The sequence below is a fragment of the Nostoc sp. genome (genome assembly GCF_054880495.1).
This window is the reverse complement of sequence record NZ_JBTYKD010000006.1, coordinates 1-22,150: the sequence shown is the minus strand read 5'-3', so window position 1 is coordinate 22,150 and position 22,150 is coordinate 1. Positions and strand designations below refer to the sequence as shown.

Genomic DNA, 22,150 nt, shown 5'->3' with positions numbered 1-22,150 from the left:
GTTGGGTTGCGCTCCGCTCCACCCAACCTACGTCTAATGCACTGATATATAAGCATTCTGCTGAGATAAAATCCAATCGAGTAAAAAACACACTATGAGTGTAAGCAAACCATTGCTTAAGAATGGGGAGATACTCGAACTCTACGCTACTGGGGTTAGAGATTTCAGTGAGTATGAATTGTATATCGGTGGTGATATTTACTGTGTTAGTTTGATTCCTGACCTGAGTGGAGTCAAATTCAGTGGACTCGATCTGTCTGACTCCTACATGGAAAACTTTAACTTGAGCAGGGCTAATTTGAGTAGAACTGTTTTCAATTCGGTTTGTTTGGATGGAGCTAATCTCAGTGGGGCTAACTTGAGTGGAGCTATCTTGGTTAGAGCTAGTTTGTATAGAGTTGATCTGACTGGAGCCGCTCTGACGAATGCAAATTTGCGATCTGCCGAAATCGTCAACAGTAACTTAACTAACACCAACCTGACTGGAGCTAATATCGAGTGTACTTGGCTCAAAGGTAATATTTATCAGAACACTATTTGGACTGATGGTAGTATCCGAAACGATTAAATCACATTCATCTGAACCAGTTAACAAGAATGCACATTTATGACCAAAGCTTCAGATTCTTTTGGGAAGCATCTTTTTCCCTATTGGATAAAGACTAACCAGCAATAGTTTGCTTTTCCCCAGCATTGAAAACGATCGCATCAAAATAGTCTATTACCGCGATCGCTCCAAAATCCAATCGAGTAAAATCGGATTGACTAACTCCGGCGCTTCATCCTGCGGACAATGCCCCACACCCTCTAAAGGAATAAACTTTTCTACTTGCGGAAAGTTAGCTAATTCTCTCCCTAACTTAATTGGTTCCCACGGATCAGCCGTTCCCCACAAGATAATTGCCGGACAAGGTAACAGTGGTAAAAGTTCTTCTGGTAGAGGCCCTGTAGAATAAGAAGTAAAAGCCAGAAACACAGCCCCAGCCCCCGGATCACTTGCTGGTGAAGTAAGAATATCTACCAACTCATCTGTCACCATCTCAGCATTCGAGTAGGCTTGCAGCAGAATTTTCCGCACCGTTTTCGGTTTGGCGAGTTGATTGAAAAAGAAATCACCAACTGGTTTAATAGACAACAGGCGTTGCAGTAGAGGCGCTCCGAAACGACGAGTCCAAGGTAAAGTTACCCGTTTGCGATCGTGCAACAGCCGTAAAGAACAGTTGAGCAAAGCAACTCCCAAGGCAATATCTGGGTTACTTACTGCTGCTTGCATGGCTACAATACAGCCAATAGAATTTCCAACTAAAAAAGCTGGCTCACCCACTACTTCGCGGCAAAAATCTGCCACTTGCTGTCCCCAGGTTTCTAGTGTGTAGGCAATTTTTTCACCCGGTTGAGGTTTTGCGGAAGCGCCAAAACCAATCAAATCGATCGCATAAACACGGCAATTTTCCGCTAATACAGGAATATTTTTTTGCCAATGCCACCAAGAAGCGCCAAATCCATGCACGAGGACAACAGCAGGCCCAGTAGTTCCTTGGGTTTGATAGCAGATCGGCAAATCTTGCCAAATCCAGGTTTTGGTAGAGTTAAGTGCTGTTTTTGAACTTGAGGTTGTCATGGTAAATTTGATGAAAACAAGGATAAAAGCCTTTCAGCAGCAAGCCGCAAGTAAAATTGTTTTGAATTTGAATAAAATTTATCAGATTTTTAAAGTAAATCTTTTGCTCTAGTGATAACTTAGACGTATACCACAAAAGCTTCTAGGCTTATAACACTAGCATCAAGCTGATAGTTTTAGCCAATATAGAGAGTTTTGATTTTTAGGTAGGGGCAATACCCTGCGGTCAGCTAAAGCTACATGAATTGCCCCTGAGCGCGTCTAGTTTTGCGTAAGTTATAACAACTTAGATTGTGTCAGTATTAAAAATCATGACTTCTGTAATGTGAGTAATATTTTTGCTATTTTTAGATGTGAGGAAATTAGCATCAGTGCTAGATTCAGTAGTTTCACAATTTACGACAGCCAATCAAGTCTATAAAATTGTCAAATATGAGGCATCGGCTAAGGGGTGGCTTGCAACTGGAAACTGACGCTAAATTTAACAATATTTTTCTTGTTCTTAGTTCTGCGAGCCAGAAAACATGAATCTAGTAGAAACAATTGATACTCCTGTTGGGAGTTACGCACCAGATTTTGAAATACCAGGAATTGATGATCAAGTACACCATCTCAGGCGTTATCTTGAGAAGTTCCCAGCAGTCGGTGTCATTTCTATGTGTAACGACTGTCCTTATGTAGAGTGGTATATAGACAGGTTAAAAAACATTCAAGCCGAATTTGCCCCAGAAGGCTTTACACTAATTGGCGTGAATGGTAGCAATGGCGATCGCGACACTAGTCCCAGCTTGGAAAATATGAAAGCTTTTGCCCGGCGTCACGACTTGAATTTCCCCTATTTATGGGACTCGACGCAAGATGTAAGCCGCAGTTTTGGTGCGACAAAAACCCCAATGGCCTTTTTAATAGACACTAACGGTATAGTACGGTACAAAGGTCAAATTGACGATCATCCTCAAGACCGATCATCGCTGGGAGAGGATTATTTGAGAACTGCGATCGCTTCTCTGCTTCTTGGTCAAAAAATAGATATACCACAAACAGAACCAATCGGTACGACATTGATTTGGCGTAATTAGACATAGATAGTCCCTGTAACTGCTATCTTAAATTGGAGGCAATTGCAACTTTTTTGATAAAGCGGAACTTCATGGGAACGAATTACCGACGGGTTTTACTCAAACTGAGCGGTGAAGCCTTAATGGGCAACATGGGCTATGGCATTGATCCAGAAGTGGTCAAAGGAATAGCACAAGAGGTAGCAGAGGTGATCGCCACTGGCGTTCAAATGGCCATCGTTGTTGGCGGTGGCAATATTTTTCGCGGTGTCAAAGCGGCGTCGGCGGGAATGGACAGGGCAACAGCTGACTACATAGGGATGATTGCCACGGTAATGAATGCCATGACGTTGCAAGATTCGCTAGAACATATAGGAGTACAGACGCGGGTGCAAACTGCGATCGCTATGCAAGAATTAGCAGAACCGTATATCCGTCGTCGTGCCATCCGCCATCTTGAAAAAGGACGGGTGGTAATTTTTGGTGCTGGTTCTGGAAATCCCTTTTTTACTACAGACACTACTGCGGCATTAAGAGCCGCAGAAATTGATGCGGAGGTGATTTTTAAAGCCACCAAAGTAGACGGAGTGTATGATGCTGATCCTCATATTTATCCTGATGCCAAGCGTTACAATAGCCTCACCTACGCACACGTTTTAGCCAAAGATTTGCGAGTGATGGATAGTACTGCGATCGCCTTGTGTAAAGAAAATAATATCCCAATTTTAGTATTTGACCTAACGGTGCGAGGTAACATCCACCGAGCAGTCATGGGAGAATCCATCGGTACCCTTGTGGGAGGTTCTTGTGAAATTAGCTGAAGCTGAGAGTACGATGCAAAAGACTGTTGAGGCAACTCAACGAGCTTTTAACACAATTCGCACTGGTCGCGCCAATGCGAGTCTATTAGATAAGGTATCGGTGGATTATTACGGTTCGCCCACGTCCCTAAAATCACTGGCAAACATTAGCACACCAGATGCCACGACAATCTTAATTCAACCCTACGATCGCAGCAGTTTAAATATAGTCGAAAAAGCGATTTCTTTATCTGATGTGGGTTTAACCCCCAGCAATGACGGTTCCGTGATTCGGCTGAACATTCCGCCCTTAACAAGCGATCGCCGTAAAGAATTCGTCAAAATGGCATCCAAGTATGCTGAAGAGGGTCGTGTTGCTATTCGCAACATCCGCCGCGATGCCATAGACGCGATTCGCAAACAGGAAAAAAACGCCGAAATTCCTGAAGATGAAGCACGAGATCAGCAAGACAAACTGCAAAAACTGACAAACAAATACAGTGGCAGAATAGATGAATTGCTGGCAGAAAAAGAAAAAGACATCACGACTGTTTAAAGTCTAAAGTCTGAAATATAAAGGCTGAAGGATGATGAATAAATTCTTCAGCCTTTATCATTTCTTAAGTATCTAACAAAAATTGAGCAAGTAGGGGCAATACCCTGCGGGAAGCCGCTTTGCGTCTACATTAATTGCCCCTACTTAATAAAAAATAAACTAATTTAGGAGCAAAAATTCAGCCATATGTACGACTGCATCATCGTCGGTGCTGGCCCAGCTGGTGGAACAGCTGCATATCATTTAGCCAAGCAAGGTCGCTCAGTATTAGTATTAGAAAAAGAATCCCTACCAAGATATAAACCTTGTGGCGGTGGTGTCTCTCCAGCGATCGCTCAATGGTTTGACTTTGATTTTAGCCCAGCCATTTCTGTGAAAGCCGACTCCCTGCGCTTTACCTGGAAATTGGGCGACCCCGTGGAGGCAAAAATCGCCACAAAAGAACCGATTTGGATGGTGCGACGAGATATTTTTGACCATTTCCTAGTGCAGCAAGCACAGAAGCAAGGGGCTGAACTACGAGATAATACTGAAGTCACTGGTATTGAGTTTCAAACTGACTATTGGCAAGTTAATACAGCCAATGGTTCAGTTACAGGTCGCTATTTAATCGCGGCTGATGGTGCCAAAGGTCCAATGGCAAAATGGCTAGGCTTTAAAGAACGTAAACGCATCCTCACGGGGGCTTTGGAGGCAGAAATTCCTGGCATTAGAGAAAACAAACCCACAATTCATTTTGAGTTTGGCTTGGTCAAAAACGGCTATATGTGGAACTTCCCCAAAGCTGATGGTTATTCAATAGGTGTAGGAACCTTCATTGGTCGTCAACCCCAGGACTTCAAAAAGATTTTAGATGAGTATGCCAAATCTTTTAATTTAGACCTGAAAACCAGCAAGCAATACGGTCATCCTCTATGTATTTGGGATGGTAATCAAAAGCTGCACACCCAAAATGCGCTTTTGGCTGGGGAAGCTGCTTGTGTGGTTGATCCCATGACAGCAGAAGGTATTCGTCCCTCAATTTTTAGCGGTTTGCTTGCAGCCGCAACCATTAATGAAGCACTTTCTGGTGACACTAACGGTTTAGAAAAATATAGCGAAACCATTAATGAAGAGTGGGGTAATGAAATGGCTTGGGCGCAAAAATTAGCTGGAGCATTCTATCGGTTTTCTAACATTGGCTACAAAGTTGGTGTTAAGCACCCCTCTGCTCCCCAAATCATGGGTAAGATTATGTGTGGAGAACTACGTTATGGCGACGTTGCCGATCGCGCCCTCAAGCGTTTAATCCCTGGTTTTGGGGGTTAAATATTAGGGATTAGGTAACGAATCTCTAGCGGACGAGACGCCCACCCCACAAAAATTAATCATCTCTTGTGGGGTGGGCAGCGTTCGACTGAGCGCTCACGCCGAAGTCCTGCCCGCCCTATTTTAACTTTATTTATGCCTACCTACTTACCATTTCTCTAAACTAGGGTTTTAGACAAGGAACTCTTAAAGGTCTGCAATATAATTCCTAGAATCTTATCGACGGAATTAATATGGTATTCTACTGAGTCAATACAAACAGTATTCTGTTCTAAAGTTAAGAATTTCCAAGCTGTTCCACTTGTCACTGCTCCATAGATGACTGAAATCTCATTACCTGCTCTTTGATTAAATATCTGAGCAGCAATCATTGTGGCTGCACATTGCCCCAATCCGCCGATGATATTCTCATTTTTGGCCTCTATAACAGTGACTACTGGAGCGCTGATAAAATACTGTTCACCAGATGCACTGAGGATAAAGTCACAAAAACCTGAGAGTCCTTGAGCCGGATCAACATTGAACTCTGTACCTGAAAATAAGCTGATTTTATAATCTAACTGTCGCCTTACTTCAGACAGAATCGGAGCGATTAAGAACTCAGAACGGGCTTTTTCGCTGTTGATGGCAGTTGCTAAAGTTAAGTTCTCATCCAGCAACCGCTTCAGTAAGTCAGATGGCTGGACACCCCCTACAGTCAGAAACAGATTACGTGTCTCTTCCAGAGTTAAGCCAAACGCATTTCTTACTTTAGCGAGACTAAAATCACTGTATGCCATAGACTTCTGCTCCAGTTCTATCTTAATTGTGCATGGCTTCCCCGTCTTTGCAAGATATTGCTTCGTTAGCAGGCTTGCCTCTCAAATATTGCACCTGAACGCGAAATTAAAAATACCTAGAGAAAAGCCAGATAATCACTCCAGTTCCGAATACACAAATAATTCCCGCCAAGCCAGCTAGAGGTTTTTTATTCTTACCTGTGAACCAGTCAGAGATTTTACCAGTGTAAATAATTAATTCTGCTGTATCTATGGTAGCGATCGCCCATATCCATCCCGCGTGTAGTCCCCAAGCTAAACCCAAATTGCCGTTAGAAGCAAAGCGTGCCAACACCAGCACCATTCCCATCAGCCATAATCCAGGGAGTTGGGGTGCGGTTTCGCGTTGCTCCCAAACCAGATGTAGCAAGGCAAAAATCAAGCTAGAAATTACTGCTGCTACCCAAACTGGGTAATCCTGCGCTAATTCAGTAAACAGGAAACCGCGAAAAACTAACTCTTCTATCCCACCGACTAATAAAGCTATTAAGAAAATCGGTAGCAAGATGGGTAGTAGTAAGTTGAAATTCGTCTTTTCAAAAGAACACCAACCTAACCCAAATTCTCCACTAAATACAATAGCTAGGCTCACGACTCCCAAACCGAAACCTAGTGCTAAAGAACCAAGAGTTGAAAGATTCCCAACAAAGCCGTAATCCGAAAAAGATTTATTGGTTAGCCAACTAACTCCCCACAGAATCAGGGGAGCTAATAGGTAGAGTGACAACAATAACGGCATCTTTTGCTCTGGCTGCAAAGGTTTGGGAGGTTGCCAATTGAGCAATATTGCTGATACTGTTGCGATCGGCAACCAGCAAACTATCCAGAAAACAAAAAATGCCATCACTATAACTAGTGCTGGTGCATTTTCCATAAACGCTAGTAAGGCATTGACCGAAGGCTCAAAGAAAGTTATCAAAATTAACAAAAAAAACACGATAGACTTCTTGCACTATAGATTTCTTGCTGATTAATCAAGAGTCTACTAAATTTGGTGACTCCTGCAAGGGGTCTAATCGTATTTTCCACTTGGACAAAATTCTCTAAATAGAGCTACTAGTTTGCTGTCGGGGTAAGGACAAGTTATCATCACCTGAAACTTATCCCTACCATCAGCAAATTTACTCTTCCTCTTCCAAATCTTCGTCCGAGTCGTCGGAGTCTACATCTTGTGAGGTTAGTTTTTTATCGGTTTCACCCAGTTGAATCAGGTGAATATGCTTGTATCCCAGCCTAATTTCAAACTCATCTCCAGCTTTTAAGCCCATTGCTTTGGTATATGTGGCACCAATCACAATCTGACCATTTTGATGGACACTAACCCGATATGTCGGTTCACGACCACGACCATCTTTAGGTGCTTCTGGACTTAGAGGAATTCCTCTAGCCGATAGCAAAGCGTCATAAAAATCCGTGAGATTGACACGAACCTGGTTATTCTTAGTAACAGTGTAATAGCCACACTGTTTAGCTCTTTCTCGGCGTGGTAAAGTGGAAAGTTCTTTTACTTTACCAAGTAGTGCTTTTCCGGTTAATGGCGCGGTTGCGGTTTCAGTCATTATGCTCAAATTTTCCTTACTTTCTCCAAACTGATAAACGATGTAGTCTCATGCCAGCATTTGACTTTTTAGCATTTGCATAGAGCTACTTAGGACTCTACTGTAACGGGTGAATTCCTGCTGATAGGAGCCAAAAGCACTTCTATATATGGTTGTCCACAACAAATTAGAGGTCATAGTTGCCACAGACATTAATTTGGCTGATTTCACGGCAGTTTTAACCATTATTCGCCATCAGAAACGAAATTGTTTTCTCTTTTGGCGCTACTGGAGCGGTGTAACTTTCAGCTACCTTAACAAATTGGGTTGGTTCTACTACAAATAAGTCGTAGTCCCAAAAAATTGCAGGTTTTCCACTTTTAGTGCTTGCCCTTCCGGCCAATGAGCAAGTAGAGTTTTCTCTACTTTTACTCTCAAGCTTAGGACTGCATAGTATTTCAATAGAGTCCTATAGGCATCTGCCCTTTTGTCCTGCCAGTAGAGACGCGAATTCTCTTGTCTTTACATTCCAAATCAACAAAGCAGTAGTAGCCGCGCTTATACGGCTCTTGATTCTGGTTTTGTCAGTTCGTAATTTTATATTAAATACTAGCATGGACTAATAATAGCAAAATAGTTGTTTAATTTTGAATTAAAGTTGCTGGTAAATTTTTATTTAAATTTCTGGACTTAAAGCTTGGGGATTTTTGTAACCCTTTATTGCAAGCGTGAGTATTGCCATCTGGCTTTTAGAAAAATTTATCTAATATAGATGAGCAGTTTTGAGCAATGAGTTAAATCCAAGATTTTCTTGATTGAGAGGAGACCAAAATCTCAAAGTCTCGCGGATTAGGGATTCCTGGTGCAAGAACTTTTCTTTGAAAGTGGTGAGGATTTTTTCTCGGTTTATTACCGTCAGCTCAAAAGCGGTCAGAGAATTTTGTACGTCTGTCTATGGTAAGAATAAATCTCTTAACATCTGCCTACCGCTTGATTGCCACTACTATATATTGAATATGTGGTTTTACATTTCTATATAATCAAAAAATTCCGTCAAGCGGTAGCGAAGGCGGAATTTTCCAGCGATGACTGCATGACTCAAGCTGACATCAAGAGGTGTTGCTAACCTGATGCATTTAATTTGGATATGATCGCTAGGTCAAAAATAGATCTAAGTCCCTTTCTAAGCAAACACCCTTTGCTTTAGATTCCCAAACAGGTAAATTCAATCCAAAGCTGCGATTACATTTTTGGCGTTTTCACTCAGAAGTTGACACAAATCTTGCCTACAGCGATGCTACAAGTAAACTTTTAATGGTTATCCTTAAACTAGAATCAGTCGCTCTTTCATCCTCAGCCTATTAACACCAGGATTTGAATTAAGGGCAAAAAAAGCATAGCTCACTTTTCGCAACGACCTACCTTGACTGATGATTGTTAAGGCAGGTGAAGCAATTTTAAAATTTTGGTTAGTGGTCATGGAAGTTATTTTTAAGGTCATTCGACAGCAACAAAATTCCTCCCCCGTTGTGCAAACCTACCTTGTAGAGGCTCAAGCAGGTAATACAATCCTGGATTGCCTCAATCATATTAAGTGGGAGCAAGATGGAACCTTAGCGTTTCGCAAAAATTGCCGCAATACCATTTGTGGTAGCTGTGCTATGCGAATTAATGGGCGTTCGGCTTTAGCTTGTAAGGAAAATGTTGGTAGTGAACTTGCCAGATTACAACAAATAGCATCATCTCAAAGTAAAGTAAATGCCATTGCCGAAATCACGATCGCCCCTCTCGGCAATATGCCCGTAATTAAGGATTTGGTTGTCGATATGAGCAGCTTCTGGAACAATCTAGAGGCAGTTGCTCCTTATGTGAGTACAGCAGCACGACAAGTACCAGAAAGAGAGTTTTTGCAAACGCCACAAGAGCGATCGCGCCTCGATCAAACTGGCAACTGTATTATGTGCGGTGCTTGTTACTCTGAATGCAATGCCCTTGAAGTTAATCCAGACTTTGTTGGACCCCATGCCCTTGCCAAAGCTTACCGGATGGTAGCAGACTCCCGCGATACCGACACCCAAAATCGCTTAGAAAGCTACAACCAAGGTACTAAAGGCGTATGGGGTTGTACCCGTTGTTTATACTGCGATTCGGTTTGTCCAATGGAAGTTGCACCATTAGAACAAATCACCAAAATTAAACAAGAAATTCTCACCCACAAACAAGCTAGCGATAGTCGTTCACTTCGTCACCGAAAAGTGTTGGTGGATTTAGTTAAAAAAGGTGGTTGGATTGATGAACGTCAATTTGGTTTACAAGTAGTCGGTAACTACTTTCGGGATTTAAAAGGATTACTCAGTCTTGCACCCCTCGGTTTGCGAATGATCCTCCGGGGTAAGTTTCCCCTGTCATTTGAACCTTCAGAAGGGACAGAACAAGTGCGATCGCTCATTGAATCTGTGCAAGAAGTAGAAAAAAAGTGAGGAGTGAGGAGTGAGGAATTTTAACTCCTAACTTATAACTCCTAACTCCTAACTCTACTTCAACGCGGTTCCTGAGGTATATTCAAAGGCTGTCCATTCCGGTCATATACTAAAATATCCCACTGCCCATTGTTACTGGACTCAAAAGCAATCCTACTCCCATCAGCGCTAATTGTCGGGTTGCGGACTTCTGCTTGCAGATTATTAGTCAAATTCCGTGATTGACGTGTTTCCCGATCGTAGAGAAAAATAGCCGATCGCCCCTGACGGCTAGCACCAAAGACAATATAACGACCATCTTGTGAAACGCTAGGATGATTTGCGATCGCATCAAAGGAGTTTAAACCTGGCAAATCAACCAAATCACGAGTCACCGTATCAAACATATAAACATCTTGGCTACCGCGTCTGTCAGTAATAAAAACAATGTATCTCCCAGAAATTTCGGGGTCTAACTCCGACGATAAACTATTGAGACTCCGACCCCCCGGATCAAAGGGATAACTCAAAATCCGAGGGTAGCCAAAACACCCAGTCAATAAACTTAAGCAGAAAAATACAGGTATAAAAAAAATACCTTTCATATAATTAGTCATTAGTCAATAGTCTCACAACCCCAAAATATACCCCGTAGCGCGTCTCTAGCTGCGGGGTTTTGTTTTTGTGGTTGAGTGCGATCGCTAGAAACTAGAATTAAATGACTATATAACTATCTAAAGATTTCAAGTCGTTAAAATACTATATTTAGTAGGCTTTTCAAAACTTAATTATAAGTAGTTTACCGCATATAATATTATGTCTATAAAACTATAAAATTTTGACTTAATTTTTGGAGATAATTTTTATGAAACTAATTCCTGCTTTATTATTGGGTTTGATAGGCTTGAGTCCTATCGTGTTTTCTCAAGCAGCTTTTGCAGATGGTTGGCCAACCAGTGTGGTAGGAAACTGGAGTGTGAATGCTAATAATGCTACTGGGACTCTGAGTATTACAAATCAAGCTACAACAGGCAACTGTAGAAAAATATCAGGCAGTATATTTGGCGATTCTTTAACAGGTTTTTACTGTCCCTTCAGTGGTCGCATCAATTTTATACGACAGTCTAGTTATCACTTTCAAGTTTACAGTGCTAATATTTCCCAGAATGCAAGTACACTTAGGATAGGCGGCCTATTTACTGACTATGACCAGCCTGGAGAATATAGTTTTTTCGGCTCTAAGTAGAAAGAGTTTCATGTTTTATTAGTGCCATTCCCCTTACACCCAATCAATCGCCCCATTCCCCCGTTATCCCAATTCTCACCCCGTAGCGCGTCATAAGCTGTGGGGTTTTGTTTTTGGTGGTTGAGTGCGATCGCTGTTTGTTTGGATGCGTCTCTCCAAACTCTTAACTCCTAACTCCTAACTCCTAACTTTTTCCTACGGAGGTGAACCCACAGTTGCACCATTAGGAATATCTAACTCAATATTTGGCCCCCGGTCTAGGACTTCAATATCCCACTGACCACGGCTAGCGGTTTCAAAAACAACATAACGTCCATCTGGGCTGATATTTGGTTTTCTCACCCAGCCGCGATAGGTTGGTGTGACGATTTGCGACTGTTGAGTAGCGCGATCGTAAAGCGCCACCACTGGTCTACCTTGGTCGCTAGTAAGATAAGAAATGTAACGCCCTGTGTAGCTCAAGCTAGGACTTTCGGCAATTGTCTCTTGTCGGTTTATCCCCGGTGTGCTAACAAACAGTTGCCTCTCCAAATCGTACACTAGTAGCTGCTGATTACCATTCCGATTAGATACAAACGCTAAAAAGCGCCCATTACCGCTCAAAGCAGGTTGCTCCTCGGTGTAGCGACTGTTGAGGGAAGTAGGCCCTATGGGAATATCATTAGAACCACAAGATATAAGCAAACTTGTTAAACCAAAAACCAGGCTCCAATGAATTGGTCTTTGGAGCCAAAATGTCGCCGTAAATTTTTCCACCTCAACTGTTTTCCGTCGCCTCTAAATCTACTTCCATGCCAACTGTTTTAAACATCGTCATCAAAATCGGTCGAATTATTTAGCCCCTCATTTGGCTTTTCAATCGGGTTATATGGTACATAATCAGTTGGGATCGCCTCATCATCTTCGCGCGATCTTCGAGGAGTTGAGTCAGTGGGTGGACGACGCCTTCTTGGTCTGGGAGCAACATCATCTTCTCGACTTTCGGGAAGCTGGGACTGGTTATTACTGCGACGAGAAGGTTTTCTGACTTCCCCACCCGAACTTTCCCAATCATCAACTTGTCTAGATGAAGAACCCCAATTTTCTTCTTCAGAGCTTTCAGAAGGCCGATTCACCGGACGCCCAGAAGTCCGCCGACGTGTTTTATCAGCTGGAGCCTGTTTTTCACTACTGCTGCTGTTGCGGCGTTCTGAACGACGGGGGGATTGCTCCTGGTAGTAGTCATCACGAGTTGAAATCTCATCCCTACTACCCCGAATCCGAGGACGCACAGGGCGCTCCTCTTCTTCATAAGGCAGTGGATCTAAGTCCGCATCCATTTCAGCTTCATACTTTCTGCGATTATTGTACTCATAGCGATCGCTAACGGGTCGGTCTTCGTCCACAATCGGAGTGTTGCGCTTTGCTTGCTGGGTAGCTATACTCCGTAGGCGAATACTTTCAACTGCAAAAAACACAGTTGTGCCGACTAAAAGCAGTTGACCAAATTGTAAAATCGGGTCTAGCCGCCATCCTTGAAAGACAAGAATGAAGCCGCAGAGCAAGCCGACTGCCGCAAAAAAGATATCTTGATCCCGTGACAATTCTGGACGCACAGTGCGGAGAAAATACAGTGCTGCCCCAGCCACAGCCAGGAAAATTCCTAGAATACTGGCTGAGTTTGCCCCAAAATTAACCTGAGCCAGAAAACTGGCTGAGTTCAGCCCAAAATTTATCATTGCTGTTTTCCCAATATCAAATCTATGTTAGCGAGTCACAATTAAAATCACTACTCTATTTAGTCACGATATATTAAAGCTTCAGAGCCTCTGGCAAAGAAGCTCTGAAGCTGTTCACCGAAAAGTAAAAAAACCTATGTCTGTCAGCTACAACTGCTCCTAGCGGCAAATACTGCTGCTTTTGGTGTAATTATAAATAGCTGACAGACAATCGGTTATAAGAGTCGAATTAACTCTCATAAGCATTATGAACGCTGAATTTTATCTTTCTGGCTAATGAAAATTAGACCAACTGTAACAGGTACTACAACAATTGCACTACCCCAAAGCAGACTCCAAAGAAAATTTGCTAAAGAAGGCGTCATACTTCTAAACCTTTTTTTACACACTTCATCCTAATTTTAATAGTGTATTACTTTCTTGAGAAGCCTCTAACTCTGAACTGCCAAACTTGGGAACTGCTTTCACCGATTGTTGAGTTAACCGCGTGAGCGAGTTTGCTTTTCGATTTCGGAAGGAAGTGACAGCATTTGGTTAAAATGATCATGAGAGTGCTTTACAAAGCTTAAAATTTTCTGGCGTGTCTACGATGGTCACTGAGCTTGCCGAAGTGCGGGCTACGCCGGAGCAAAGCCCAGTAAGCCAGCGTTAGCGACGCCGGAGCGTCACCCATTCGCGTAGCGTCTCCCACAGGAGAAGGTCTTGCTGTTGCCTAAGTTTTTCTTTCTTTCTTCACAGATAGTAGCTTAAACCAATGACTGGTGCTGACCTGACTGCTTGGATTCTCGGCCTTGTGTTAGGGCTGATGACACTTTTATTTATATTCCGGATCATTCTCACTTGGTATCCGCAAGTGGATGTGAATCGTTTGCCCTTTAATTTAATCGCTTGGCCTACTGAGCCATTTTTAATACCCTTGCGAAAGGTGGTGCAACCTATAGGCGGAGTAGACATTACACCTATTATTTGGGTTGGCATCTTCAGCCTGCTGCGAGAAATCCTGCTAGGTCAGCAAGGATTGCTGACTATGCTATCTCGTGTGAATTAGGGATGGGGCATGGGGCAGTGGGCAGTGGGCATTAGTTGCACCCCATCTTCCTCATCTTCGCCCACTCCCCACTCCCTTAACCGTTCATTTCCTGCACAAAATTTGTATAGACATTACCCTGCAAAAACTGTGGATTCTCCATAATTTTTTGATGAAATCCAATAGTGGTGGGTAGTCCAGTGATGGCACATTCCCGGAGTGCGCGTTTCATGCGGTTAATAGCAGTGGGTCTGTCTGGCCCCCAAACAATTAACTTGCCGATCAAGGAATCGTAGTAAGGAGGGATTTGGTAATCTGTGTAAACGTGAGAATCAATCCGCACACCAGGGCCACCAGGGGGAAGATAGCCGCTAATGCGTCCAGGAGAAGGGCGAAAGTCATGATCGGGGTCTTCAGCGTTGATCCGACATTCGATCGCATGACCCCGCAAGACTACTTCATCTTGGGTAAGCCTAAGTCTTTCCCCTTGGGCAATCCGAATTTGTTCGGCAACTAAGTCTATCCCAGTAATCATCTCTGTTACAGGATGTTCTACTTGAATCCGGGTGTTCATTTCCATAAAGTAGAATTTACCCGATCGATCCAAAAGAAACTCGATAGTACCCGCCCCAGTGTAATTAATGAATTGGGCAGCTTTGACAGCAGCTTGTCCCATTTTCTCACGTAGGTCTTGGTCGAGAGCCGGACTTGGTGCTTCTTCTAGTAGCTTTTGATTCCGGCGCTGAATTGAACAATCCCGTTCGCCCAAATGGATAACATTACCGTAGTTATCCGCCAAAATTTGAAATTCGATGTGGCGGGGACGTTCAATAAATTTTTCTATGTAAACACCAGAATTACCAAAAGCTGCTCCTGCTTCCCCTTGGGCCGCGAGGAAAAGTTTCACAAATTCGTCTTCAGAACGAACTAGGCGCATACCGCGTCCACCACCACCGGCTGTAGCTTTGATCATCACAGGATAGCCGATATCCTTAGCGAATCTTAATCCTTCTTCCTCGGATTCTACTAACCCCTCACTACCTGGTACCGTCGGGACTCCAGCTTTTTGCATGGTTTCTTTGGCAGTGGATTTATCTCCCATCCGCCTGATAGCTTCTGGAGTTGGGCCGATAAAAGCAATATGATGGTCAGCACAGATTTCCGCAAACCTGGCATTTTCTGCCAAAAAGCCATAGCCTGGATGAATAGCAGTAGCATTGCGCGTCAGTGCAGCAGCAATAATATTGGGAATATTCAAATAACTTTTGCTGCTAGCAGGTTCGCCAATGCAAACCGCTTCATCAGCAAGTTGGACGTGGAGAGCATTACGGTCAACGGTGGAGTGAACCGCAACTGTCGCAATTCCCATTTCTTCACAGGCGCGGAGAATGCGAAGAGCGATTTCTCCTCGATTGGCAATTAATATTTTGTCAAACTTCATTTTTTAGCTTCGATATCATTACCAGTAGATTGACATTTTCTCTGATCCAACTTGAAACGAGGCTTTCGCACTATTTAAAATTATCACAGGAGATTCGCCACCCTGATTCTAAGAAAACGCAAGATTGCAGGTTGCTGCCTCTACAGTCTTACTACACTAACAACATTGCTGCTGTAAGTCTTAGCTAGCTTACCAAACTGGGCTTTTGCTCCGGCGTAGCCCGTCGTAGACATCCCAAAAGCCATCACACCCTGTCAAACACACTAGCTCTACCCTTTTTAATATCACTTGTGCAGCTGCTAGATTTCTGTCAGTCTGATACCGCCTTGAGAAAATTTATATTTTTGAGCAACTGAATTTAGATATCACCTTACTATAATTATTTTCTTATGCTATAGTCTATCTTTAGATAAACCATGCGGATGTGGCGGAATTGGTATACGCGCACGCTTGAGGTGCGTGTGGCTTTGCCTTGCGAGTTCGAGTCTCGCCATCCGCATTTTTGCTTGTCTAGTCATAGGGTCAATAGTCAAGGGTCAAAAAACCTCAGACTATTGACCCTTAAATCTGAACCTACTTTTAGTACCCCCTCAAAGCAACAATGCTTGGTAAATAATTTTGTAGTAAGGACTTTAGTCCTGATCTGAAGCATTGAAGTGCTAATTATGTACCTAAAAAATTTGACAAAAGGAAAAAACCTTTCCCTACTCCCCACCAAGCATTGTTGCCTTGCCAAAGTTCTACTTTTTTATGCTTTTATAGAAATAGGTGAAGTTTTGTAAAAAGCATTGACTATTACTTTTACGGCGACAAACAACTTAACACTGCCAGGAGCTTGGCATCGCCTCACTCCGATTTGGCAAGGAGGGGAGGAAATAATTCAACAAAGTTTACCTCACACTCAGCTAGCACCTGCTTGGCAGATAATGCTTTTGGGTGACGGCTCGCCAACACGTCATTTAGAATTGCTCACAGGTGAGCCTATAGAAGTAGATGTGATTGATATGTCATTGATTGGCATGGACTTAGATGATGCTCCTGAGTTAATCCAAGCTGTCCCAAGTCCGCGACTACGGCGACAAGTGTGGCTGCGTACCGCTTCCGGTCAGCGATTAGCCTATGCTACTTCCTGGTGGGAAGCCAGTCATATAGATGAGTATTTGCAAAATCGTTCATTACCAATTTGGGCGAGTTTAGCTCGTCTTCGCACAGAGTTGTATCGGGATGTTCGAGGAATTTACTACGGTGACTCATCGGCGCTAGAGTCTGGTTTTGATGTAACTGGGCCTTTTTGGGGTCGCCACTACTTGTTTTGGCATCATGGACAGCCACTAACTTTAATTTATGAAGTTTTTTCGCCTTATTTAACCAAATATTTGGGATCTATGCAGCTGAGTGCTGTTAACGCTGAGGCATAATACCATTGAAAAATTCAAACGTGTTCTTATCCAGCACCAGCGTAGTACCGCTTATGTACCAGACGCTGCAATAGCCTGCTTCGGGAGCATCTCAATGAGTGTAAAAAGCCTTGTAAAACCTCACCCCAACCCTCTCCGTGGGTTCGGAGAGGGAGCAAGAATATTGTTTCTCATCTGGTATATTTGCTTTCACTGAGATGCTCCCGCGTGCTTCTTTGAAAAAGTACGCTCTAATTCAAAATTCAATTAATTTTTAATTAAAAAAATTAGCACTTCATCCTCAGCAAAAACAACAACTGTTTGGCATCAAAATGATACAAATTCCGAAAAATTATAATTCAGCAACATATCTGATTTGTAAGATTGGTAATCCATGCGAAATCCCGGATACTGAATTGTTATAGGTTAGATAAAGTCAATAGAACAGATGTAAGTTCTGTAAATAGAAGGTAGTGTGGGTTGCTGATGACTTGCAGCAATGCCCAAGTTAGTTATATCCTCAAAGTGCTTGAAATGACGGATTTAACTCTCGAAGAATTTCTGCAGAGGCAACCGTCCAAAGGAAGCGTCCAGCGAAATTCAACAAAGCGTGTTAAAAAAGATAACTAACTACTAAAGCAGCGGTTTTGAAACAGTCGGGAAGGTTGATTGCGGAAATATCATCAATGTCTAGGATGGAGAAATTTATGCAGTTAACTGCCCTAGATAACGAGAAACTTTTTGGTTAACTTAACCAATCAAACAAGTAATGAGTTTGCAAGTATGAGGTATAGGTTTCAATGGCACCGCCTCTTGTGTCTGTTCCGATGAAGAAAGATAAAAATAAAAAACCGTCTTTGGTGTTGACGCTATCGGCGGCTGGGTTATTGATTGGTGGGGGAAGTATAGCATACTGGTTGTTAAGCCAAAGACAACCATATTGGAGCGATTTGCTAGTAGGTGCAAATATGATTCCTGGTGATGCCCTGTTTGCGGTTTCTCTGACAACAGATCCCCAGCAATGGCAGCAATTGCGGCAGTTTGGGACAAGAGAAACCCAAACAGAACTGGACAAAAATTTAGTAGAATTGCGCGATCGCTTTCTGACTAATAATGGTTACGACTTCCAGAAAGATATCGCTCCTTGGGTAGGGAATGACATCACGATCGCATTTCTTGCCCCAGACACAGCGAGTAAACCTTCACCCAAACCAGTTACCACCAATGGAGATGCTGCCAGTGATCAGCAGTCGATGGTAATGGTATTGCCAGTGAAAAACCCAGAAATCGCCAAAAGCATTTTGGCACAACCCAAAACCCTTAAACAAGGCAAATGGATTGACCGGACTTATGAAGGGATCGCCATCAAACAAAATCAGGCACAAGCAGGAGAAAACTTCTCCGCAGCATTACTAGATGGGCGTTTTTTAGTCATAACTGATAGTCCCAAAACCACAGAACGAGCGATCGATGCCTACAAAAATAAAACATCCCTAGCCACAACAGGGGGCTTTGCTGAGAATTTTCAGAAAATTGGCAATTACCAACCCTTTGCCCAGTTTTACGTAAATGTGCCAACAGCAGCCAAAATCGCCGCAGCTTCTCCAAACCGCCCCTTACCTGCTCAAGTTTTAGCTCAACTGCAAAATAACCAAGGTTTAGCGGGGACAATGACTTTAGAGCCAGAAGGAATCCGCTTCAAGGGCGTTTCTTGGCTAAACCCTAATAGTCAACGTGTGCTGACGGTGGAAAACAAAGCTGGGGAAATGCAAAGCCGCCTACCAGCAGAAACCTTAATGATGTTATCTGGGGGTAACTTACAGAGGTTGTGGGGAGATTATGTTTTAACATCTCAGGGAAATCCCCTCTCGCCGATCGCACCAGAACAGATCAGAGGTAGTATAAAATCTTTTACCAATCTCGATTTAGATAAAGATTTGCTCAGTTGGATGAAAGGCGAATTTTCCTTATCAGTAATTCCGACTACTCCAAAACAAGGTTCACCAGATGATTTTCGTGCGGGTTTAGTGTTCATGGTACAGGCAAGTGATACCAAGGATGGGCAAAGCCTACGCCAATCAGCTGAAACATCCTTAAAACAGCTTGATGATGTGATGAGAAATCAATACCAGTTCCAAGTGCAACCGGCAAAAGTCGCAGGTCAACCCGTTGTTAACTGGGTTTCACCTTATGGTACGTTAACGGCCACCCACGGCTGGTTAGATGGAGATGTCGCTTTTCTTGTAGTGGGTGCTCCCATCAGTGATAAAATTGTTCCCAAACCCAACAATACACTAGCTAGCACTCTTCCCTTCCAACAAACAGTTCCTACAGAACCAAATCCTACAAATGGTCAATTTTTCCTGGATGTGGAACGAACTGTGAAAAATCTTCCCCCAACAATTCTCACCACCAATCAACAAACTTTGCTAGATGCAACGCGCTTAATTGGGATGACATCTGCTGTCAGCGACAATCGCAGTAACATCTACGACATTTTTATCGGACTAAAAAAAGTTACGAACTCGACTGTTTTGCCTAGTCCAAAAATCAATAAGAGCAATTCTACTAGATAGGGAGATGAGGGAGATGAGGGAGATGAGGGAGAAATAACCAATGCCCAATGCCCAATGCCCCATGCCCCATGCCCCATGCCCCATGCCCCATTCCCTATTTCCCAGTTTCATGACCCTGTAAGCATATAGGATCAAAATAGTCAGAATCGATATTTTAAATTATCCACGGAGAGAACATTTTATGAATCTGGTTGTACTCCAAAACTGGCTGGACAATGCCTCTTTTGCCATATTATTCCTGACAATGCTGGTGTATTGGGGAGGAGCGGCTTTTCCGAATCTGCCTTATCTAGCCGCTTTGGGGACAGCTGGGATAGTGATCGCTAATTTGTGTATGGCGACTCTATTAGGCGCACGATGGATAGAAGCTGGTTATTTTCCCTTAAGTAATCTCTATGAATCTCTGTTTTTCTTAACTTGGGGAATTACTACCGTCCATCTAATTGCCGAAAATAGTAGCCGTAGCCGCTTAGTAGGAGTTGTTACAGCTCCAGTGGCAATGTTGATCGCTGCTTTTGCTACCTTGACATTACCATCCCAGATGCAAACGTCAGAACCCCTAGTACCTGCCTTGAAGTCAAATTGGCTGATGATGCATGTCAGTGTGATGATGTTGAGTTATTCGGCTTTGATGGTGGGTTCGTTATTAGCGATCGCTTTTTTAGTTGTCACTCGCGGTCAAAACATCCAACTACAAGGTAGTTCTGTAGGTACTGGTGGCTATCGCAGCAACGGCTACCGCTTGCACAAAGCATCTGAGTTAATTTCTCAATCACCAGCCCCTTTTGTGGAAAATAACGGCTTTGCTCGTTTTGAAAGTAGTAGCAACGGCAACGGTAACTCTAACATCGCTGTTTTGAATTTAGTATCTACTTCTGATCCTCAAATAGCATCAGCCGAACCTCTTTCACCCCAGCGCCTTAGCCTTGCCGAAACCCTCGACAATATCAGCTATCGCATCATCGGATTAGGATTTCCCCTGTTGACAATTGGGATCATTGCCGGTGGTGTTTGGGCTAACGAAGCTTGGGGTTCCTACTGGAGTTGGGACCCTAAAGAAACTTGGGCATTAATCACTTGGTTAGTGTTTGCCGCCTACCTCCACGCCCGGATCACTCGCGGTTGGCAAGGGCGCAGTCCCGCAATTTTAGCCGCCACCGGCTTTGTTGTCGTTTGGGTTTGCTATCTAGGTGTGAATCTGTTGGGTAAAGGTTTGCATTCTTACGGTTGGTTTTTTTAACTCATCTATTTGGAGAATCGTCCTAACCCAAAAATAATCAGGGCGTTGCTTGATTCGAGCATGAATTCTTGTTTTTAATCTCATATAAAGATACGTAAATATCTTGATTTACTTTGCGTCTTTGCATGAGAGGTTTTCATACGATCATTTAGCAACGTCATAATCATCCTAAGGAAGATGACAGAAGAAAACCAACCAGATGACTTTGATCGGTCACAAAATGAGTGGGACGCAGTAGCTGAAACTAGACAATGGTCATCAGCAGCAACCGAACTTAATTGTTTTGCGCTTGCTAGACGTAAAGGTAAGCGATTGGTCAAAATTATCAATACCTAGGTTGAACCCTTTCCGATAAGGGAACTCCAAAAAATAAATTATTCCATCTTGTGGAATGGGCATCTTGCCCGTCCTTGGTGATTAGCGGGCAAGATGCCCGCACCACAAGAAATTTTTGGATATTTTTTTATTTGGAAGTCCCTAATTTGCATTTTTGAGGATTATCCAGAATGACTCCTGTACAAGCAGCAGCTACTCAAATCCTACCGCGTGTAGTTTTGCGTAAGTCCTAAAATTAACTTTATATTGAGCAGCATTAAATCTATAAAATCATCATTTTATTTCGGATGAACTGCTAAATCTGTGGAAAGTATAGATTTAGTCACAGGATATTTTTATGGAAGATGCATTTGAGCGACTAAATCATGATGAAGTTGTCTCTATCGAACCAGACACTTTTAATAAGTTAAATATTGCTAAAACTTTTAAAGTCCGTGATTTAATTACAGCAATTAAGGAATATATTGGAGCAGATGAGGCAGATGAAGTAAATTTGTATACCCAAGGATTAAATTGTGAAGTTTTGCAGTTTAGTACTCAGGGATGGAAAAAAGGAAAAGTTAGACTTGCTTTAGAATTTTGTCCTGATGAATCTGAATCACCACTTGATGAAATTTTTCAAAAACTCAAACAAGTGGAAAATTAATATTCAATGAGCATTCGTAAAAACCCAGTTTGATAAGCTTTCCTCGTTCCCATGTTCTACATGAGAACGAGAAGCCATTGTTGAAACGATCGCCCCCCTTGGTTGATAAACTCTAAGAGTTGTGGCAAACAGCGACGGCGATAGAACCCACATAGAGGTTCCCAGCCTTTGGGATGATCAGCTAAAGCTGCGATCGGATCATCTCCCACACGATCAAGTTTAGTTACCCAATCTTGCAACACCTCAACCCGCAACCTCGGCAAATCGCAAGCTAGTAGTTCATGTCATTAGTTTTGATGGGTTGGATAGATTCGTGAAAGTTTAATTCTCGCATCATCTATACGAAAGCGCCAATTAACACAAAC

Annotated in this window: 22 protein-coding genes, 1 tRNA gene and 1 pseudogene; 14 read left to right on the top strand and 10 right to left on the bottom strand. The window is 42.9% G+C overall.

The features are described 5' to 3' along the window. Positions 1-94: 94 nt before the first annotated feature. Positions 95-568 carry a pentapeptide repeat-containing protein gene (locus tag ACYTXL_RS00575; protein WP_461923033.1) on the top strand — a complete coding sequence of 158 codons (474 nt, stop codon included), beginning with the start codon at positions 95-97 and terminating at the stop codon, positions 566-568. 153 nt (positions 569-721) lie between these two features. Here the strand turns inward: ACYTXL_RS00575 and ACYTXL_RS00570 are convergent, their stop codons facing one another. Continuing rightward, positions 722-1,621: an alpha/beta fold hydrolase gene (locus ACYTXL_RS00570; protein WP_461923032.1), complete on the bottom strand. Its 900-nt coding sequence runs from the start codon at positions 1,619-1,621 to the stop codon at positions 722-724. Between the two features lie 524 nt (positions 1,622-2,145). On the opposite strand from ACYTXL_RS00570, the gene ACYTXL_RS00565 reads away from it, so the two are divergent. The 4 genes from ACYTXL_RS00565 (at position 2,146) to ACYTXL_RS00550 (ending at position 5,343) form a co-directional block, all read left to right on the top strand. Then, positions 2,146-2,700, top strand: a complete 555-nt coding sequence (locus ACYTXL_RS00565; protein ID WP_461923031.1) for a thioredoxin family protein — start codon at positions 2,146-2,148, stop codon at positions 2,698-2,700. 71 nt (positions 2,701-2,771) lie between these two features. Continuing rightward, positions 2,772-3,500, top strand: coding sequence for a UMP kinase (pyrH, locus tag ACYTXL_RS00560; RefSeq protein WP_292803035.1), 729 nt, complete (start codon positions 2,772-2,774; stop codon positions 3,498-3,500). Continuing rightward, positions 3,487-4,035, top strand: a complete 549-nt coding sequence (frr, locus tag ACYTXL_RS00555) for a ribosome recycling factor (protein ID WP_334909863.1) — start codon at positions 3,487-3,489, stop codon at positions 4,033-4,035. The genes pyrH and frr overlap by 14 nt, the downstream gene beginning before the upstream one ends. Before the next feature lie 186 nt (positions 4,036-4,221). Further along, positions 4,222-5,343 (top strand): geranylgeranyl reductase family protein, encoded by a 1,122-nt coding sequence (locus ACYTXL_RS00550; protein WP_461923030.1) that lies wholly within the window; start codon positions 4,222-4,224, stop codon positions 5,341-5,343. A 158-nt stretch (positions 5,344-5,501) separates the two neighbouring features. On the opposite strand, the gene ACYTXL_RS00545 is transcribed toward ACYTXL_RS00550, so the two are convergent. The 3 genes from ACYTXL_RS00545 to ACYTXL_RS00535 all read right to left on the bottom strand — a co-directional run bounded on the left by ACYTXL_RS00545 (position 5,502) and on the right by ACYTXL_RS00535 (position 7,720). Further along, positions 5,502-6,122, bottom strand: a complete 621-nt coding sequence (locus tag ACYTXL_RS00545) for a hypothetical protein (protein WP_461923029.1) — start codon at positions 6,120-6,122, stop codon at positions 5,502-5,504. Between the two features lie 106 nt (positions 6,123-6,228). Continuing rightward, positions 6,229-7,098 (bottom strand): lysostaphin resistance A-like protein, encoded by an 870-nt coding sequence (locus tag ACYTXL_RS00540; RefSeq protein ID WP_461923028.1) that lies wholly within the window; start codon positions 7,096-7,098, stop codon positions 6,229-6,231. A gap of 184 nt (positions 7,099-7,282) precedes the next feature. Further along, a complete protein-coding gene (locus ACYTXL_RS00535) occupies positions 7,283-7,720 on the bottom strand; it encodes an AbrB family transcriptional regulator (RefSeq protein WP_292803053.1) in 438 nt (145 codons plus the stop codon). A gap of 1,457 nt (positions 7,721-9,177) precedes the next feature. Here ACYTXL_RS00535 and ACYTXL_RS00530 point away from each other — a divergent pair. Continuing rightward, positions 9,178-10,179, top strand: a complete 1,002-nt coding sequence (locus tag ACYTXL_RS00530) for a succinate dehydrogenase/fumarate reductase iron-sulfur subunit (protein ID WP_461923035.1) — start codon at positions 9,178-9,180, stop codon at positions 10,177-10,179. Between the two features lie 59 nt (positions 10,180-10,238). On the opposite strand, the gene ACYTXL_RS00525 is transcribed toward ACYTXL_RS00530, so the two are convergent. Beyond that, complete coding sequence (locus ACYTXL_RS00525) at positions 10,239-10,763, bottom strand: TolB family protein (RefSeq protein WP_461923034.1); 525 nt, start codon at positions 10,761-10,763, stop codon at positions 10,239-10,241. Positions 10,764-11,023: 260 nt separating this feature from the next. Between ACYTXL_RS00525 and ACYTXL_RS00520 the strand changes: the two genes are divergently transcribed. Continuing rightward, positions 11,024-11,404: a hypothetical protein gene (locus ACYTXL_RS00520; RefSeq protein ID WP_461923027.1), complete on the top strand. Its 381-nt coding sequence runs from the start codon at positions 11,024-11,026 to the stop codon at positions 11,402-11,404. A 195-nt stretch (positions 11,405-11,599) separates the two neighbouring features. On the opposite strand, the gene ACYTXL_RS00515 is transcribed toward ACYTXL_RS00520, so the two are convergent. The 3 genes from ACYTXL_RS00515 to psbX form a co-directional block, all read right to left on the bottom strand. Then, positions 11,600-12,160, bottom strand: a complete 561-nt coding sequence (locus ACYTXL_RS00515) for a TolB family protein (protein ID WP_461923026.1) — start codon at positions 12,158-12,160, stop codon at positions 11,600-11,602. A 47-nt stretch (positions 12,161-12,207) separates the two neighbouring features. Beyond that, entirely contained in the window at positions 12,208-13,122 is a 915-nt protein-coding gene (locus ACYTXL_RS00510) for a Ycf66 family protein (protein WP_461923025.1), read from the bottom strand. A 245-nt stretch (positions 13,123-13,367) separates the two neighbouring features. After that, positions 13,368-13,487, bottom strand: coding sequence for a photosystem II reaction center X protein (gene psbX / locus ACYTXL_RS00505; protein WP_292803064.1), 120 nt, complete (start codon positions 13,485-13,487; stop codon positions 13,368-13,370). A gap of 389 nt (positions 13,488-13,876) precedes the next feature. Between psbX and ACYTXL_RS00500 the strand changes: the two genes are divergently transcribed. Next, entirely contained in the window at positions 13,877-14,170 is a 294-nt protein-coding gene (locus tag ACYTXL_RS00500; protein WP_461923024.1) for a YggT family protein, read from the top strand. Between the two features lie 76 nt (positions 14,171-14,246). On the opposite strand, the gene accC is transcribed toward ACYTXL_RS00500, so the two are convergent. Next, positions 14,247-15,590: an acetyl-CoA carboxylase biotin carboxylase subunit gene (accC, locus tag ACYTXL_RS00495; protein ID WP_461923023.1), complete on the bottom strand. Its 1,344-nt coding sequence runs from the start codon at positions 15,588-15,590 to the stop codon at positions 14,247-14,249. A 418-nt stretch (positions 15,591-16,008) separates the two neighbouring features. On the opposite strand from accC, the gene ACYTXL_RS00490 reads away from it, so the two are divergent. The 6 genes from ACYTXL_RS00490 (at position 16,009) to ACYTXL_RS00465 (ending at position 21,785) form a co-directional block, all read left to right on the top strand. After that, a tRNA-Leu gene (locus ACYTXL_RS00490) sits at positions 16,009-16,089 on the top strand. A 289-nt stretch (positions 16,090-16,378) separates the two neighbouring features. Continuing rightward, entirely contained in the window at positions 16,379-17,008 is a 630-nt protein-coding gene (locus tag ACYTXL_RS00485; protein WP_461923022.1) for a chorismate lyase, read from the top strand. Between the two features lie 779 nt (positions 17,009-17,787). Continuing rightward, a complete protein-coding gene (locus ACYTXL_RS00480) occupies positions 17,788-19,563 on the top strand; it encodes a DUF3352 domain-containing protein (RefSeq protein ID WP_461923021.1) in 1,776 nt (591 codons plus the stop codon). A 181-nt stretch (positions 19,564-19,744) separates the two neighbouring features. Next, positions 19,745-20,803 carry a c-type cytochrome biogenesis protein CcsB gene (gene ccsB, locus ACYTXL_RS00475; protein ID WP_461923020.1) on the top strand — a complete coding sequence of 353 codons (1,059 nt, stop codon included), beginning with the start codon at positions 19,745-19,747 and terminating at the stop codon, positions 20,801-20,803. Between the two features lie 177 nt (positions 20,804-20,980). Beyond that, a complete protein-coding gene (locus ACYTXL_RS00470; RefSeq protein ID WP_461923019.1) occupies positions 20,981-21,139 on the top strand; it encodes a hypothetical protein in 159 nt (52 codons plus the stop codon). A gap of 337 nt (positions 21,140-21,476) precedes the next feature. Next, complete coding sequence (locus ACYTXL_RS00465; RefSeq protein ID WP_461923018.1) at positions 21,477-21,785, top strand: KGK domain-containing protein; 309 nt, start codon at positions 21,477-21,479, stop codon at positions 21,783-21,785. Positions 21,786-21,856: 71 nt separating this feature from the next. On the opposite strand, the pseudogene ACYTXL_RS00460 reads toward ACYTXL_RS00465, so the two are convergent. After that, a pseudogene (locus ACYTXL_RS00460) lies at positions 21,857-22,063 on the bottom strand (NTP transferase domain-containing protein); the annotation flags it as partial. Between the last annotated feature and the right edge of the window lie 87 nt (positions 22,064-22,150).